This is a genomic window from Siccirubricoccus phaeus (assembly GCF_008360935.1).
In the GTDB taxonomy this organism is placed as follows: Bacteria; Pseudomonadota; Alphaproteobacteria; order Acetobacterales; family Acetobacteraceae; genus Siccirubricoccus; species Siccirubricoccus phaeus.
The window spans coordinates 42,327-58,918 of record NZ_SRXO01000026.1 but is presented as its reverse complement, the minus strand read 5'-3'; the positions used below and the strand labels follow the sequence as shown (position 1 = coordinate 58,918).

Genomic DNA, 16,592 nt, shown 5'->3' with positions numbered 1-16,592 from the left:
AACCTGGCGGGGCGCCCGACGGCGCCCTGCGCCAGGTCAGGCATGGCCGGCCAGCGCCAGCACCGGCCGGCGCATCCGCAGCGCCCTGGCCTTCTCCGCCTCGGTCCGCTCATCGCCCAGCACCTGGCGGATGCGCAGCTCCTCCAGATCCAGCTCCTGCTCGATATGCGCCACACCCTCCTGGGTCAGCAGCCCTTCCGCATGGTGGGCGAGGAGGATGCGGCGGGAGGTCTCCAGCGCCGCCAGCCGGATCCGCCGCCGCGCCGCGCGTTCCGCCGCCGCCGCGGCATGGTTGGTGGCGATGCGTTCCTGGTGCCCGGCGCGGTCGCGGAATTCATGGATCAGGTCGGCGGCGATGGCACCTTCCAGCGGGTCGTCCAGCCGGCTCTCCACCTCCGCCAGCGCCGCGGCGGCGATGATGCGCCGTGCCTCCGCCTCCTCCGGGTCGATGCCGCCGGGATGCGCCGGCACTTCGACGCGGAGCGTCTTGATCACCCATTCCAGCGTGGTGCCCTGCACCACCAGCGTCGCCAGGATGGCGCAGAAGGCGAGAAAGACGATGAGGTCGCGTTCGGGGAATTCCTCCGGCAGGGCCAGGGCGGCGGCCAGGCTCACCACGCCCCGCATGCCGGCCCAGGCGACGATCGCGGTATAGCGTCCGCTCGGCAGCGGGTCATGCCGCCGCGCCCCCCACACCAGCCGCGGCAGCCAGGTGGCGGGATAGACCCAGAGGAAGCGGGAGAGGATGAGCGTCGCCGAGAGGATGAGAGCCAGCGAGGCGAGCTGCCCGGTGCCGATGTCCGCGATGCGGCCCAGCACCTGGTTGAGCTGCAGCCCGATCAGCACGAAGACCAGGCTGTTGAGCAGGAATTCGACGAAGTCCCAGATCGCCTTGGCGGCAATGCGGGATTGCGAGCTGAACAGCGTGTGCTGCACCCGACCGAACACCATGCCGGCCGTCACCACCGCCATCACGCCGGAGACATGCGCCGCCTCCGCCGCGAGGTAGGCGGCATAGGCGGCGAGGAAGGTGGTCGCGGTCTCCAGCATCGGGTCGCCCAGCCGGCGCAGCAGGGCGATGGTGGCCTGCGCCACCAGCCAGCCGATGACGATGCCGCCGAGGCCGAGGCCGAGGAAGATCAGGATGCCCGTGCTTGGCGTGACATTGGCGCCGCTCATCGCCGCGGCCACCGCCAGCCTGTAGAGCACGAGGGCGGAGGCGTCGTTGATCAGGCTCTCGCCTTCCAGCACGGTGACGATCTTGCGGGGCAGGCGGAGCCTCTGCAGCACCGCGGCGGCCGCCACCGCATCCGGCGGGGCGACGATGGCGCCGAGGGCGATGGCCGCACTCCAGGGCAGTTCCGGCAGCAGCAGCCGGGCGACCAGGGCGATGCAGAAGGCGGTGAACGCCACCGCCCCCACCGCCAGCAGCAGAATCGGCCGCAGATAGCTGCGGAAGGCCCGCCAATCCGTGCGAAAGGCGCTGCCCTGCAGCAGCGGCGGCAGGAAGAAGGCCAGAGCGAATTCCGGGTCCAGCGGCACCATCGGCAGGCCGGGCAGCAGGGCCAGCAGCATGCCCCCCAGCACCAGGATGACGGCGTAGGGCAGCTTCAGGTACCGCGCCAGCAGGGCGAAGCCGATGCAGGCGGCGGTCAGGGCGAGGAGGAGTTCGGCGAGGGCCATGCACGCTTCTACCCGGCCGCATGGCGGGGTTGCGAGGGGGCCGTTCGGCGCACCACCTGCTTCCTCGCCATGCTTGATACCCCCTTGCCCCCGGATGACGTCTCGCTGCTCGATGCCTATTCCCGCGCGGTGACCACGGCAGTGGAGCGGGCCGGGCCGGCGGTGCTGCATGTGGCGGTGCGCGGCAGGCGCGGCGCCGGGGGCGGCTCCGGCGTCACCGTCTCGCCGGACGGGCTGGTGCTGACCAATGCCCATGTGGTGGCCGGGGCGGAGGAGATCCTGGTCACCACGGCGGAAGGCCGGCCCCTGCCGGCGCGGCTGCTGGGGCAGGATGCGGATACCGACCTGGCCCTGCTGCGGGCGGAGAATGGCGCCGCGCTGCCGGCCGCGACGCTGGGGGATTCCGCCGCGCTCCGGGTAGGGCAGCTCGCGGTGGCCATCGGCAACCCGCTGGGCTTCTCCTCCACCGTCACGGCGGGGGTGATCAGCGCGCTGGGGCGCAGCCTGGCGGGGCGGGGCGGCAGGCCGATCGAGGATCTGGTGCAGACCGACGCGGCGCTGAATCCCGGGAATTCCGGCGGCGCGCTGGTGGATTCCGCCGGGCGGGTCATCGGCATCAACACGGCGATCATCGCCGGAGCGCAGGGGCTGTGCTTCGCGGTGGCCAGCAACACGGCGCAGCTCGTGCTGGGGCAATTGGCGCGCTTCGGCCGGGTACGGCGGGCGGCGCTGGGGCTGACGGGCCAGCGGGAGGCGGTGCCGCGGCGCTTCGCCCGGGCGCTGGGCGTCGCGCAGGAAAGCGGCGTGCTGGTGGCGGCGGTGCAGCGCGGCGGGCCGGCGGACCGGGCGGGCATCGCGCCCGGGGATCTGGTGCTGGAGATCGGCGGGGTGGCGGTGACGGGGGTGGACGCGCTGCTGCGCTGGCTGACCGGGGACCGGGTGGGAGAGACGGCGGAGGTGCTGCTGCTGCGACGGGGCGATCCGCGCCGGGTGCGGGTGGTGCCGGGGGAGAGGGAAGGGTAGGGGTGGGGGGTTTGCCCCCAACCCCCGGCAGGGGACGCTGCCCCGGCTGGCGGCAGTGCCGCCAACCCCCGCCGGGGCCAGGGACCTGGCCCCGGACCCCGGTCCGAGTTTCAATCCTCGCGGGTTGAACCGGCCGACTCCTTCCAGATCCTTCCCGTCGCCGTCGGCTGGCAGCTCTATGCGCTGACAGGTGAGGGCGGCAGGCACGGTGGGGATGGCGTTGTTGTGGATGGCGCTCTTGCCTGGCCTCCTGCGGCTGCAAAGGCCGGATTAGAGCGTGGTCGGTTGGGGCTGGATCAGCCGAGACCGTGAATCACGTGACCAGACAAGGAGCTGGAGCGGGGCGCGTGAGCGAAAGCGAACGAAGCACGCCCTGGCGGCGGCGCTGCGGGCTTCGCCCCTTGGCCCGCCGCGCGAGTCCGCGGCCCGCGTGAGTCAGCCGATCAACCCACCGCCGCCTCTCAGCGGCGCCGGTTCAGCAGGGCCAGCAGCCCCACCACGGCGGCGATCAGCACCACGGCCACCATCGCCTCCACCACCAGGAAATTCGGCGCATCCCGCGCCACCACCAGAGCGGCCAGCGCGCCCGCCACCACCAAGATCGCCCGGACCCACATCGCCCGTCCTCCTACCGATGATGGAAGCCTAGCCGATCCCGCGCGGTTGTGCCTTGCGCTGGCGCAAGGCCTGGCGGTGCCTCAGGCGCCGAGCCGGTACCAGGCGAGGCGCGGTTTTGGCCACCGCCTTCAGCCGGGCGATCTCCGCCAGCGCTTGTCCGGGTCCCAGCCTGCCTCGCCAGCCGGAATCTCCAGCACCGCGGCGGAGCAGCAGAGCAGGGGGAAGGTCCGTTCCCGCCCCTCGCGGTCCTTACGCGCGCACCTGGTCGGCGGCGCGGTCCGCGGCATTGTAGAAGGTGGCGGCGGAGGCGGCGAAATTCGCCAGCAGCCCCGGCGATCCGGCGGCGCAGCTCCTCCGGCGCCGGGCCGGCCGGGCCGGCGAAGAAGTCGTCGCCGCCGATATGGCCGAGGAAGACGCCCTCCTGCTCCGGGAAATGCCGCTGCAGCGCCTCGGCGAAGAGGCGGATGGCACGGTCCCCGACGCGACGGCCGGGCCCGGTAAAGGAACAGCCGCCCCGTGGCTCCCCGACGCGGCTGCTGTCCGCAGGTCCCGGCGGCGCACCGGGCTGTCCGGTGCCGGCCGGGGCTTCGCCCTGGCCGGCCGTGCGAGGCGCCGGTCGCCCGGCGCCTTCGGGGCCCTCGCGAAGCCGCTGCGCGGCTTCGCGAGGAGCTAGCCCGCCATCGCCGCTTCCTTGCCCTTGCGCAGGGTGGGCATCAGCATGGCGATGAGGGCGACGGCGGCGATCGCCAGCATGGTGGCGCTGATCGGCCGCTGCACGAACACCATGGGATCGCCGCGGGAGAGCAGCATGGCGCGGCGCAGATGCTCCTCCATCATCGGGCCGAGCACGAAGCCGATGAGCAGCGGCGCCGGCTCCATCTTCAGCTTGGCGCAGACCACGCCGAACACCGCGAACAGCACCGTCATGTACACGTCGAAGACGTTGTTGTTGATGGAGTAGGAGCCGATGCAGCAGAACACCAGGATCGACGGGTAGAGGAATTTGTAGGGCACCTGCAGCAGCTTCACCCACATGCCGATCATCGGCAGGTTGATGACCAGCAGCATCACATTGCCGATCCACATGGAGGCGATGAGGCCCCAGAACAGGTCCGGCTGGGCTTCCACCATGCGCGGGCCCGGCTGGATGCCCTGGATGATGAGGGCGCCGACCATCAGCGCCATCACGGCATTGGCCGGGATGCCGAGGGTGAGCAGCGGGATGAAGCTGGTCTGCGCCGCGGCGTTGTTGGCCGCTTCCGGCCCCGCCACGCCCTCGATGGCGCCCTGGCCGAACATGTTCCGGCCCCTCGAGATCTTCCGCTCCATCATGTAGGAGCCGAAGGAGGCCAGCGAGGCGCCGCCGCCCGGCAGGATGCCGAGGACGGAGCCGACCAGCGTGCCGCGCAGCACGGAGGGCGTCGCGCGCCTGAATTCCTCCCTGGTCAGCCACAGATTGCCGACCTTGGTCTTGAGGACGGAGCGCGCCTCCGGCCGCTCGAGGTTCAGGATGATCTCGGCGATGCCGAACATGCCCATGGCGAGGGCGACAAAGCCGATGCCGTCGGAAAGCTCCGGAATGCCGAAGGTGAAGCGCTGCTGGCCGGTCTGCACATCCGTGCCGACCAGGCCGAGGGCGACGCCCAGCACCACCATGGCGACCGATTTCAGCACCGAGCCCTGGGCGAGCACGGCGGAGATGATCAGGCCAAGCAACATGAGCGAAAAGTAATCCGCCGGGCCGAAGGAGAGGGCGACCGAGGTGAGCAGCGGGCCGGAACCGGCGACCAGCACGGTGGCGACGGTGCCGGCGAAGAAGGAGCCGAGGGCGGAGGTGGCGAGCGCCGCGCCGGCGCGGCCGTTGCGCGCCATCTTGTAGCCTTCGAGCGTCGTCACCACCGAGCTGATCTCACCCGGCAGGTTGAGCAGGATGGCGGTGGTGGAGCCGCCATACTGCGCGCCGTAGTAGATGCCAGCGAGCATAATGATGGCCGTCGTCGCCGGCTGGCCGAAGGTGATCGGCAGCAGCAGGGAGATGGTGGCGACCGGCCCGATGCCCGGCAGCACGCCGATGGCGGTGCCGATCAGGGCGCCGATCAGGGCAAAGAGCAGATTGGTGAAGCTGAAGGCGACGGTGAAGCCGTGCCCCAGATTGGCGAGGATGTCCATGGCCGTTCGGTCCCTTTTCCGGCGCCTGGGTCAGAACTGCGGCCAGACGGCCACGCGGATGTCGAGTTGCTTGATGAACACCCACCAGCAGAGCGCCAGAAGGAAGATGCCCATGCCGAGCACGCCGAGCGGACGCTGCCGGTGCTCCGGCTCCGCCGCGCAGGCGACCAGGATGGTGCCGATCAGCGCCAGCATCAGCCCGCCCTGCTCGAGCAGCAGGGAGAAGACGCACATGGCGGCGCAGATGAAGCCGATGAGCGACCAGCCCTTGGCGATGCAGACCACCAGGAAACCGGCCAGCATGCCGAGGCCGACGGCGTTGTAGGTGCTTTCGAAAAACGTGCCGAGCGCGGGGGCGAGCTTCCACACCAGGGTGCCGACGACGATCCCGGCGATGAGGGTGGTGATCTCGGTTCCCGTCCATTTCTGCAGCGGGTCCGGGCCATTGAACAGCGCCGTGGCCAGCACCAGCGAGCCGAGGCCGAATTGCAGCCAGAACACCAGCATCGGCATGTAGCCCGGGCCCATGCGACGCGCCGAGCCCAGCGCATGGTCCTGGTTGAGCCATAGGCCGATGACGGCCAGCAGGACCAGCAAGGCGCCCGCCGCGATATCCTTTGCATTAAGTTTCATTTGTCGACTTTCCTCGGCTCCCAGGCTGGCCCCGGGCGTAGTGAGGCCCGGGTTCCGGCTTTCGCTGCAACGACACCCTGGCACGCGGCCCCGGTCAAGCCGGTGGCGCAACCGGGGCAATGGGGCGGCCTTACGGCCCGCATCGGAGCCCGGGCCCGGAGGCCCGGCAGATGGTCGCCCGGCCGGCCGGCGGGGCGACCGGGCGGGCCGTGCATGTCGCGGGTGAGAACGCCGCCGCCTCCGGCCTGCGCAAGGCGCCGCCCGGCCGGGCAATGCCGGCGGCCACGCCGCGGCTGGCGCGGGCGGTACCAGGCGAGGTCCGGCCCCGCTGCACCGCGCAGCCAGCGGCAGCGCATCGCCACGGTGGCATGGCCAGGCAGCGGCGGCGCAGCACCGTCCGGCACGGCCGGGCCGCCCCGCATGGCAGGCAGGCCGGGCCAGGCCGTGCGCTGAGCACGCGCCACCGGCGACAGCGCCGCCAATGCAGCACTGTCCGCGACAAGCATGTGGCGCGGCGACGTCCCGGACATCTTCCCCCCGGTCGGATGTGCCGGTCCTATGGCATGGGATTGTCCCACCGGGCAAGCGGCGGCGCATCGTTCAAGGCACCGCAAGGCTTTGTTGCGCTGCGACATTCCGGCTCTTGTGTCCGTGTAGGCTTCCCGTAATCCTCGCCGCCCGATCTCCCGCGCAGGACATGCCATGGCCGACCGCCTGCTGAACGACCCTGAAACCCGCATCCGCGTCGCGACCGAGGCGCTGGAGCCGCAGCTCATCGCCATCCGCCGCGACATCCACGCCCATCCGGAGCTGGCCTTCGAGGAGGTGCGGACGGCCGGCATCGTCGCCGCCGAGCTGGCGCGCATGGGCATCGCGCACCGCACGGGCATCGGCAAGACCGGTGTCGTCGGCGTGATCGCAGGCGGGCGGCCGGGCCCGACGCTCGCCCTCCGCGCCGACATGGACGCGCTGCCGATCCATGAGGCGACGGGGCTGCCCTTCGCCAGCACGGTGGACGGGAAGATGCATGCCTGCGGCCATGACATCCACACCACCACGCTGCTCGGCGTGGCGGAGGTGCTGCAGGCGCTGGCGCCGCAGCTTGCCGGACGGGTGGTGCTGGTGTTCCAGCCGGCCGAGGAGGCGCTGGGCGGCGCTGCCGCCATGGTGGCGGATGGCGTGCTGGAAGGCGTGGACATGGCAGTGGGCTTCCACAACATCCCGGACATGCCGGTCGGCGAATTCGGCTATGTCCGCGGTGCCACGCTGGCCGCGGCGGACCGCTTCGACCTGGTGGTGCAGGGCCGCAGCGGCCATGCCGCGCATCCGGAGGATGCGATCGACCCGATCGTCGCCGCCAGCGCCTTCGTCGCCAATGCGCAGACCGTGGTGAGCCGCGAGATCGACCCGCTGCACCCGGCCGTCGTCACCATCGGCATGATCCATGGCGGCACCGCGCCCAACATCATCCCGGAAAGCGTCGAGCTGCGCGGCACGGTGCGCACGCTGAGCGTGGAGGCGCGCGATACGGCGGAAGCCGCGCTGAAGCGGCTGGCGGCAGGGCTGGAGGCGATGCACCGCGTCACCTGCCACCTGAATTACCGCCGCGGCGTGCCGCCGCTGATCAATGCGGACAGCGTACTGGATCCGGCCGTTTCCGCCGTGCGCGCGCAATTCGGGGAAGTGGTGGCGGAAGGCAAGCCCAGCATGGGCGCCGAGGATTTCGCGGAATTCGCGGAGCGCGTGCCGGCCTTCCAGCTCCGCATCGGCAGCGGCGCGCCGGGGCGCAACGACCATCTGCACAATGCCGGCTACCAGCCGGATGAGCGCTGCATCGGGCTCGGCGTGCAGGCGCTGTCGCGCATCGCGCTGGAGATCCTCTCGTGAGCCGGCGCATCGCCGAGCTGACGGCGCCGGACGTGGCCGCGCGCCTGGCCGCAGGCGCCGCCGTGCTGCTGCCGCTGGGCAGCCTGGAGACGCATGGGCCGCAGGCGCCGATGGGCGATTTCCTGCTGGCGGAGGAGATCGCGCTGCGTATCGCCGAAGCTGCCGGCGCCGCAGGAACGGATGCGCTGGTGCTGCCGCCCATCCCCTTCGGCGGCGAGGATTTTTTCTCGTTCGTCCCGGGCGGCATCGTGCTGACGCCGGCGACGCTGCAGGCGGTGGTGGAGGAGGTGTGCGACAACCTCATCCGCACCGGCGCGCGGCGTATCCTGCTGGTCAACGGCCATGCCGGCTCCATCGCTCCGGTGGATGCGGCGATGCGGGTGCTGCGGCGGAAATACGAGCTGCGCCTGCCGGTGCTGCATCTCTGGCGCGTCGCCGGCGCGCTGCACCAGGAATTCGGCGGCGCGGCGGCAAGCTTCGGCCATGGCGGCGATCCGGTGTGGTCCGTGGCGCAGCATCTGCGGCCGGAGCTGTGCAGGCCGGAGAAAGCGCGGGAGCGGGAAGCGGTGCCGCCGATCTACGGCCTGCCGGTCGCGGATTTCGCCACGGTGAAGATCGAGGGCGTCGCCTTCACCCTGCCGACCGAGGTGGAGGAGGTGGCACCGGGCGGCGTCGCCTGCGCCGACAGCCGTCCGGGCAATGCCGCGCATGGCGCGCGCATCGTGGAACGCATCACCACCGCCGGCGCCGCCATGCTGGCGCGGCTGAAGGAGCATGTGGCATGAAGGTCTGCATCTTCGGCGTCGGCGCGATCGGCGGCGTCATCGCCGCGCGCCTCGCCAAGGGTGGCGCGGAGGTCTCCGTCCTCGCCCGCGGCGCCATCCTGGAGGCGATCCGGACGAAGGGGCTGACCATGCACGCGCCGGACGGCACGCTGCACAGCAGGCCCCGCGCAGCGGCGACGCCGGCGGAGCTGGGGCCGCAGGACTACGTCATCGTCACCACCAAATCGCCGGCGCTGCCTTCCGTCGCCGCCAGCATCGCGCCGCTACTGGGGAAGGAGACGCCCGTCGCCTTCGTGATGAACGGCATCCCCTGGTGGTATCGCGACCGCACCCCGCGCGAAGGTGAAATCCTGCCGGAGCTCGACCCCGGCAATGCGGTGCGCAGCGCCATCGGCGTGAACCGCACCATCGGCGGCGTGGTCTATTCGGCCTGCGAGGTGGTGGAGCCCGGCGTGGTGCATGTGGAAACCGCCGATGGCCGCGTCATCCTGGGCGAGCCGGATGGCAGCCTGACGCCGCGGGTGGAGGTGCTGGGCGCGGCGATCGCCGCGGGCGGGCTGCCGGCGCCGGTGGTGCCGGATATCCGCAAGGCGATCTGGACCAAGCTGATGGGCAACCTCGTCTCCGGCCCGCTCTGCATCCTCGGCCGCGCCGGCATGGCCGATGTGCTGAGCAGCCCCGCCGTGCGCAGCCTGGCAGTGGAGATGATGCGGGAGGTGACGGCCATCGCCGCCTCAGAAGGCGTCGAGATTCCGGGGGACGCGCCGGATGCACGCATCGCGCGCTCGGCGAAGCTGGCCCACAAGCCTTCCATCCTCCAGGATCTGGAAGCGGGGAAATCCATGGAAGTCGCGACCATGTTCCGCGCGCCGCTGCACATCGCGCAGGCCAATGGCGTGGCGGTGCCGAATCTGGAGCGCATCGTCGCGCTGGCAACGCGCGCGGCGATTTCCGCCGGGCTTTACGCCCTGCCGGAAGGGGTGGGGGCGTGAGGGTCTGTGTCTTCGGCGCCGGCGCCATCGGCGGCCATTTGGCGGGACGGCTGGCCAGCGGCGGGGCGGAAGTGTCGGTCGTCGCCCGCGGCGCGCAGCTCGAGGCGATCCGCGCCAACGGGTTGCGCGTGCTGGCGGCAGACAAGGAGATGCATGTGCATCCCCGCGCGGCCTCCGACCCCGCCGCGCTGGGCGAGCAGGATGCCGTGCTGGTCTGTACCAAGGTGCCTGCGCTGCCTTCCGTCGCCGCCGCCATCGCGCCGCTGCTGGGGAAGGAGACGCCGGTGGCCTTCGTCACCAACGGCATCCCCTGGTGGTATTTCCACGCCCATGGCGGGCCGGAGGAAGGGCGCCGCATGCCGGAAGCCGATCCCGGCGACGTGGTGTGGAACGCCGTCGGGCCTGAGCGTGCCATCGGCGGCGTGATCTATTCTGCCTGCAATGTGAAGGCGCCCGGTATCGTCGAAGTGACCAGCCGCACGAGCAAGTTGATCCTCGGCGAGCCTGACGGAAAGGTGAGCGACCGCGCCTTGGCGCTGGCCCGCCTCTGCAAGCAGGGCGGCCTGGCCTGCGCGGTCAGCGAGGACATCCGCAGCGACGTCTGGGGGAAGCTGCTGAACAACCTCTCCTCCGGCCCTGCCTGCGTGCTGGTGCGGCGGCATATGCAGGATATGCTCTCGGACCCCGCGCTGCGCACCGCCTGCACGCGGCTGGTGGCGGAAGGCATGGCCATCGCTGCCGCGCATGGAAGGCCGGTCTCCGGCACGGCGGAGGATCGCATCGCGCTGTCCGCCAGCCTGCCGCACAAGCCTTCCATCCTGCAGGATCTGGAAGCGGGGCGGCCGATGGAGGTGGACTCGCTGTTCCAGGCGCCGCTGCGCCTGGCACGGGAGAAGGGCGTGGCGGCGCCGACGCTGGAACTCTTCGTCGCCATGATGGCCCAGGTCGCGGAAGCCGCCGGGCTCTACACAAGGGGGAAGGCTTGAGCATGGGCGTGCTGCAGATCGACCACATCGTCGTCGATGTCCGTGACCGGATGCAGGAAGGGGCGGAGGCCTTCCGCCGCCTCGGCTTCCAATTGACGCCGATGGGCAGGCACAGCCTGGGCTCCGCCAACCATCTGGCGGTCTTCGGCACGGATTACCTGGAGCTGCTGGGCACCGACGTGCCGGGCGGCAAGCTGCGGCCGGATATCGCGCCCTTCCCGCAAGGGCTGAACGGGCTGGTCTTCCGCGCCTGGGACGGGGAGTCGGAGGCGCTGGAGGCAAGGCTGCTCGCCAACGGCGTGCCGGCGCAGCCGACGCAAGCCTTCAACCGCCCGGTCGATCTGCCGGACGGCACGAAGGGCGATGCGAAGTTCAAGGTGGTGCGGCTGGACCGCGCCGCTGCCTTCGACGGCCGCCTCTACTGGTGTGAGCATCTGACGCCGGAGCATGTCTGGCGTCCTGAATGGCAGGCGCACCCGAACGGCGTCACCGGCGTCGCGCGCGTGCTGCTCTCGGTGCGGGACCCGGAACGCCAGGCGGCGCAATTCCGCCGGATGTTCGGGGCGGAGGCGGTGACCCTGCGCGAGGACGGGCGCGTCATACTGAAGGTGAAGGACGCGGTGGTGGAAGCGGCACCGCACGCCGCGGTGGCGGCGGAACTCGGCAACGCCGCGCCGGACCCGGCAGGGCGAGGGGACTATATGGCGCTGCTGGGGCTGCGCGTGAAGGATGTGGCGGAGGCGGCGCGCTGCGTGATGACGGCACGCCTCCCGGGCGCGATGGCGGCGGGCATCCTGCGGGTGCCGGCGAAATCCGCGGTGAACACCACGATCGACTTCATGGCCTGATGCGGTGTCGAGGGAGGGCGTCCGCCGCAAGGCGCGCCTTGCGGCGCGACCCTCCTCGTTGGGCGCAGTGCGCCCAACCCCACCTGCCGAGGGCCGAAAGGCCCTGGAACCCTTGAGTCAGGCCTCGGCCGGCAGGCCGAAGGCCTCCGGGTAGCCGAACAGGCCGGCCTGGCCGCCGGTGTGGAGGAAGACGATGTTCTCCTCCTTGCCGAAAGCACCCTTGCCGATCAGATCGATCAACCCGGCCATGCCCTTGCCGGAATAGACCGGGTCCAGCAGGATTCCTTCCTTCTGCGCCACCAGCTTCACGGCCTCCACCATGCCCTCGGTGGGCAGGCCATAGCCCTGGCCGACATAGTCGCAATTGGCGGCCACATGCTCCGGCCTGATGATCCCGGGCAAGCCGAGATGGGCGGCGGTGCGCTCGGCCAGCGCCAGCACATTCGCCTCCTGCCGTGGCTTCGGGGCACGGACGCCGATGCCGAGCACGGGAATGCCGGAATTCAGCGCCACCAGCCCCGCCACCAGCCCGGCCTGGGTGCCGGCGCTGCCCGTGGCATGCACCACCCGGTCGATGCGCAGCCCCATCTCCGCCGCCTGGTTCACCAGCTCCAGCGCCGCATTCACATAGCCCAGCGCGCCCACCGGGTTCGATCCGCCGCCGGGAATGACATAGGGCCGGCGGCCCTTGGCCCGCAGCTCCGCCGCCACCGCCTCCATCTCCGCCTGCATATCGGCCCCGCCCGGGCGGCGGGAGATCTGGGCGCCGTGCAGCCTGTCCATCAGCACATTGCCGGAGAATTTGTAGGCGGGATCGGCATAGCCGGTCCGGTCCTCCAGCAGGATCAGGCAGTCCAGCCCCAGCTTCGCCGCTGCCGCCGCCGTTTGCCGCGCATGGTTGGACTGGGTGGCGCCCTGGGTGATGACGATATCCGCCTGTTGGCCAAGCGCCTCCGCCATCAGGAATTCCAGCTTTCGCGTCTTGTTCCCGCCGGTGGAAAGCCCGGTGCAGTCATCCCGCTTGATCCAGAGCTGCGGCCCGCCCAGGTGGCGGGTCAGCGCCTCCATCTTCTCCAGCGGCGTCGGCAGGTGGCCGAGCCGGATGCGGGGGAAGCGGCCGAGGTTCATGCGCAGCGTCTCCTTGTCTCTTTTCCGGCAGCCTAGCAGGCCGCTGCAGAAGCCAGAACCAGGCTCCCCGCACCCGCCGAACCCGCGACGCCCAAACTCATGGTTTCCAAAGGCCTTTCGGCCTTTGGCGGGGAGAGCCGGAGGGGGGCGGCGCCCCCCTCGGCCCCGCTGCCGGGCATTTTGCATCCCTCCGGTCCAGCGGTGTCCTGCCCGCGTTGACCCCGCCGCCGCCCCCTGCCATGCCTGCCGCATGAGCGCCGACCCCACTCTCCGCACCGTCAAGGCCTGGCCTTTCGAGGAAGCCGCCAAGGTCGCCGATCGCCTGGCGGCGGCGCCGAAGCCCGCGGCGCTGTTCGAGACCGGCTACGGCCCTTCCGGCCTGCCGCATATCGGCACTTTCGGGGAGGTGGCGCGCACCACCTGGGTCCGCCGCGCCTTCGAGCGGATGACCGGCCTGCCTGCCCGCCTCATCGCCTTCAGCGACGACATGGATGGGCTGCGCAAGGTCCCGGACAATGTCCCGAACAAGGAGATGCTGGCGCAGCATCTGGGCAAGTCGCTGACCGCCATCCCGGACCCCTTCGGCACCCATTCTTCCTTCGGCGCGCACAACAATGCGCGGCTGCAGGCCTTCCTCGATGAATTCGGCTTCCAGTACGAATTCGCTTCCGCCACCGACTACTACAAGGGCGGCCGCTTCGACGCCGCCCTGCTGCGCATGGCGGAGCGGCATGAGGAGGTGCGGCGGGTGATCCTGCCCACCCTGGGGCCGGAGCGCCGCGCCACCTATTCCCCCTTCCTGCCCATCCACCCGGAGACCGGCGTGGTGATGCAGGTGCCGATGGAGGAGGTGCGGCCGGCGGGCGACCTGCTGGTCTGGCTGGACCCCGCGACCGGCAAGCGGCATGGCACGCGCATCACCGGCGGGCATTGCAAGGCGCAGTGGAAGGCGGATTGGGCGCTGCGCTGGTACGCCCTCGGCGTGGATTACGAGATGTCCGGCAAGGACCTGATCGACAGCGTGAAGCTTTCCTCGGCCATCTGCCGTGTCCTCGGCGGCACGCCGCCCGTGGGCTTCACCTATGAGCTGTTCCTGGACGAGCAGGGGCAGAAGATCAGCAAGTCCAAGGGCAATGGCCTGACCATCGAGGAATGGCTGCGCTACGCCCCGCCGGAGAGCCTGGCGCAATTCATGTACGCCGCGCCGCAGCGGGCGAAGCGGCTGTTCTTCGACGTCATTCCCCGCGCGGTGGATGAATACCTTGCCAATCTGGAGAAGCTGAAGGCGCAGCCGGAGCCGACCAACCCCGCCTTCCACATCCACAACGGCAGCAGCAACGACCCTGGCTCGCCCATCTCCTTCGCCATGCTGCTGAATCTCGCCAGCGTGGTGAATGCGGAGGGGCCGGAGATCCTCTGGGGTTTTATTCGTCGCTACGCCCCGGGCGTGACGCCGGACAGCCACCCCATGCTGGCCCGGCTGGCCGAGCATGCCGTTTCCTACTATCGCGATTTCGTCGCCCCAACGAAGCAGTACCGCGCGCCGAGCGCCATGGAACGCGCAGCACTCGAGGATCTGCTACAGGTGCTGCGCAGCCTGCCGGCGGATGCCGATGCGGAGATGATCCAGAACCAGGTCTTCGAAATCGGCAAGCGCCACGCCTTCGCCAATCTGCGGGATTGGTTCGGCTGCCTCTACCAGGTGCTGCTGGGGCAGCAGGAAGGCCCGCGCTTCGGCGGCTTCGTCGCCCTCTACGGCATCGCCGGCACCATCGGGCTGGTGGAGACTGCCCTGGCGCGGGAGGCCGGCGCGGCGTGACCGGCGCGCTGGGCTGGCTGAGGCGCCATGGGGCGGCGGTCTTCGGCCTGCTGCTGCTGGTCGGCGCCCTCTATGTGGTGCAGCGGGAATTCAGCAGCCTCTCGGTCGCCGATATCCGCCGCGCCATGGCCGCCATCCCGGCCCGCGCCATCTGGCTGGCGGGCGGCTGCACAATCCTCGCCTACCTGGTGCTGGCCATCTACGACAAGCTCGGCTCGGTCTATGCCGGGCGGTCGGTTTCCTGGACCAAGAGCTTCCTTGCCTCCTTCTGCGGCTATTCGCTGGCGCATAATCTCGGCTTCGCTGCCGTCTCCGGCGCCGCGGTGCGCTACCGGCTCTACTCCGCCTGGGGGCTGACGCCACTCGAGATCGCCAAGGTGGTGGGCTTCACCAGCCTCACCTTCGGGCTGGGCGGCATGGCGCTTGGCGGGCTGGTGCTGGTGCTGGAGCCGGAGGTGGTACCCTGGTTCGGCACCCATCTGCCGCATTGGGCGCTGCAGGCGCTGGCCATCCCGCTCTGGGGCGTGGTGCTGACCTATGTGGTGCTCAGCCGATTCTTCCGGCATGTGCGGATCTTCCGCCATGAGATCGAGCTGCCGCGGCCGCGCATGGCGCTGGCGCAGGCGCTGCTCGCCACCGTCGATGTCGCCGTCACCGCCGGCATCTTCTACATCCTGCTGCCGGAGGCGGAGGGGCTGACCTTCATCCGCTTCGTCGGCATCTACCTGGCCGCCTATGCCGCCGGGATCCTCGCGCATGTGCCGGGCGGCATCGGCGTATTCGACGGCGCCATCCTGCTCGGGCTGCAGCCCTACCTGCCGGCGCCGGAGGTGATCGGCGCACTCTTCGTCTTCCGGCTCTACTACTACATCCTGCCGCTCTTCATCGCCGGCGCGCTCTTCGTCGGCTTCGAGATCGGCCAGCGCCGCGCCATGCTGCAAAGGCTGACCGCGATCGGCACGGGCACGGATGCGCTGGAGGTGCCGGCGCTCGCCTCCCTGGTGGCGCTGGCCGGCGCGCTGCTGATCTTCCTCGGCGCGCTGCCGACGCGGGGGACGATCATCGAGCTCTGGGCCGGGCATGTGGCGGCCCTCGTTTCGCATTTCGCCGCCTCCATCGTCGGCTCCCTGCTGCTGGTCATGGCCTTCGGCCTGCTGCGGCGGCTGACCATCGCCTGGAGCCTGACGCTCATCCTGCTGCTGAACGGCGCCGCCATCGCCTGGGTGCGCGGGGAGGAATGGTGGCTCTGGGGCCCCTTCCTGCTGCTCACCGCCCTGCTGGCCAGTTTGCGCAGCGCCTTCTACCGGGACAGCCGGCTGATCCGGGAACCGCTTTCGGCGGAGACGCTGGTGCCGCTGCTGGCCGTCGCGGTCTGCGGCATCACCCTGGCACTGGTCGCCTATGGCGGGCGGGTTTCCAATGAAAGCTGGTGGCAGGTGGTGTTCTCCCGGCTGGCGCCGGATTCGCTGCGCTTCACCGTGGGGCTGACCGGGGTGCTGCTGCTGGCCGGCATGGTGCGGCTGCTGCGTCCGGCGCGCATCGCCCCGTTGCCCTGGGGTGCGGCGATGCGGACGCGGCTGACCGAACTTGGCGCCCTGGCCCCGGCCGAGGCGGATGGGGCGGTATTCGGAGAGAATGGCAGGGCCGGCTTCGCCTTCCTGAAGCGGGACGGCGTCTGGCTGGCGCTGGGTGATCCGGCGGGGGAAAGAGCGGATGCGATCTCCGCCATCTGGCGCTTCCGCGATCTGTGCGAGCGGGCAGGGGTGGACCCGGCTTTCTGGCGCATCGGGGACGGGCTGCTGCGGGTCTATGGCGATATCGGGCTGACGACGGTGCGGCTGGCGGAACAGCCGCCCCTCTATCTGGCGCTGAAGGCGGAACGCGACCTGGCGACGCTGCTGCCTCTGCTGCCGCCGGAAATGCAGCGCGAGGCGAAGCTGCAGAAGGCGCCCGCGGAGTAGGGCGCCCTGCGGCACGGCCGGAGCGGATTTACCGTTGGCCTTTCATGGCTTCGCCATGAA

General features: G+C 70.6%; 14 protein-coding genes. 9 read left to right on the top strand and 5 right to left on the bottom strand.

The window, feature by feature from the left end:
- Positions 1-36: 36 nt before the first annotated feature.
- A complete protein-coding gene (locus tag E5N76_RS25510) occupies positions 37-1,683 on the bottom strand; it encodes a Na+/H+ antiporter (protein ID WP_187830399.1) in 1,647 nt (548 codons plus the stop codon).
- Positions 1,684-1,752: 69 nt separating this feature from the next.
- Between E5N76_RS25510 and E5N76_RS25505 the strand changes: the two genes are divergently transcribed.
- On the top strand, positions 1,753-2,706 hold the full coding sequence (locus E5N76_RS25505) for a S1C family serine protease (protein ID WP_149540489.1): 954 nt from the start codon (positions 1,753-1,755) through the stop codon (positions 2,704-2,706).
- A gap of 461 nt (positions 2,707-3,167) precedes the next feature.
- On the opposite strand, the gene E5N76_RS29855 is transcribed toward E5N76_RS25505, so the two are convergent.
- Positions 3,168-3,323 carry a hypothetical protein gene (locus E5N76_RS29855; protein WP_187830398.1) on the bottom strand — a complete coding sequence of 52 codons (156 nt, stop codon included), beginning with the start codon at positions 3,321-3,323 and terminating at the stop codon, positions 3,168-3,170.
- Positions 3,324-3,619: 296 nt separating this feature from the next.
- Between E5N76_RS29855 and E5N76_RS25500 the strand changes: the two genes are divergently transcribed.
- Entirely contained in the window at positions 3,620-3,997 is a 378-nt protein-coding gene (locus tag E5N76_RS25500) for a hypothetical protein (RefSeq protein ID WP_149540487.1), read from the top strand.
- On the opposite strand, the gene E5N76_RS25495 is transcribed toward E5N76_RS25500, so the two are convergent.
- Positions 3,994-5,493, bottom strand: coding sequence for a tripartite tricarboxylate transporter permease (locus E5N76_RS25495; protein WP_149540485.1), 1,500 nt, complete (start codon positions 5,491-5,493; stop codon positions 3,994-3,996). The two genes, E5N76_RS25500 and E5N76_RS25495, sit on opposite strands and share 4 nt — an antisense overlap.
- A 30-nt stretch (positions 5,494-5,523) precedes the next feature.
- Positions 5,524-6,126: a tripartite tricarboxylate transporter TctB family protein gene (locus E5N76_RS25490; protein WP_149540483.1), complete on the bottom strand. Its 603-nt coding sequence runs from the start codon at positions 6,124-6,126 to the stop codon at positions 5,524-5,526.
- Between the two features lie 702 nt (positions 6,127-6,828).
- Here E5N76_RS25490 and E5N76_RS25485 point away from each other — a divergent pair.
- From E5N76_RS25485 to E5N76_RS25465, 5 genes are read left to right on the top strand one after another with little or no spacing between them, the layout of a single operon-like run.
- A complete protein-coding gene (locus E5N76_RS25485; protein WP_149540481.1) occupies positions 6,829-8,013 on the top strand; it encodes a M20 metallopeptidase family protein in 1,185 nt (394 codons plus the stop codon).
- A complete protein-coding gene (locus E5N76_RS25480; RefSeq protein ID WP_187830397.1) occupies positions 8,010-8,798 on the top strand; it encodes a creatininase family protein in 789 nt (262 codons plus the stop codon). Before E5N76_RS25485 ends, E5N76_RS25480 begins: the two co-directional genes overlap by 4 nt.
- Complete coding sequence (locus E5N76_RS25475) at positions 8,795-9,790, top strand: ketopantoate reductase family protein (protein WP_149540477.1); 996 nt, start codon at positions 8,795-8,797, stop codon at positions 9,788-9,790. The genes E5N76_RS25480 and E5N76_RS25475 overlap by 4 nt, the downstream gene beginning before the upstream one ends.
- Positions 9,787-10,776 (top strand): ketopantoate reductase family protein, encoded by a 990-nt coding sequence (locus tag E5N76_RS25470; RefSeq protein WP_149540475.1) that lies wholly within the window; start codon positions 9,787-9,789, stop codon positions 10,774-10,776. The genes E5N76_RS25475 and E5N76_RS25470 overlap by 4 nt, the downstream gene beginning before the upstream one ends.
- Before the next feature lie 2 nt (positions 10,777-10,778).
- On the top strand, positions 10,779-11,624 hold the full coding sequence (locus E5N76_RS25465; protein ID WP_149540473.1) for a VOC family protein: 846 nt from the start codon (positions 10,779-10,781) through the stop codon (positions 11,622-11,624).
- A gap of 117 nt (positions 11,625-11,741) precedes the next feature.
- Here the strand turns inward: E5N76_RS25465 and cuyA are convergent, their stop codons facing one another.
- The gene (cuyA, locus tag E5N76_RS25460; RefSeq protein ID WP_149540471.1) at positions 11,742-12,752 is read right to left on the bottom strand and encodes a D-cysteate sulfo-lyase; all 1,011 of its coding nucleotides are present in this window, start codon (positions 12,750-12,752) and stop codon (positions 11,742-11,744) included.
- A 250-nt stretch (positions 12,753-13,002) separates the two neighbouring features.
- On the opposite strand from cuyA, the gene E5N76_RS25455 reads away from it, so the two are divergent.
- Both E5N76_RS25455 and E5N76_RS25450 read left to right on the top strand, forming a co-directional pair.
- Positions 13,003-14,571 (top strand): lysine--tRNA ligase, encoded by a 1,569-nt coding sequence (locus E5N76_RS25455; RefSeq protein ID WP_149540469.1) that lies wholly within the window; start codon positions 13,003-13,005, stop codon positions 14,569-14,571.
- A complete protein-coding gene (locus E5N76_RS25450; protein WP_149540467.1) occupies positions 14,568-16,532 on the top strand; it encodes a lysylphosphatidylglycerol synthase domain-containing protein in 1,965 nt (654 codons plus the stop codon). Before E5N76_RS25455 ends, E5N76_RS25450 begins: the two co-directional genes overlap by 4 nt.
- Positions 16,533-16,592: the final 60 nt, after the last annotated feature.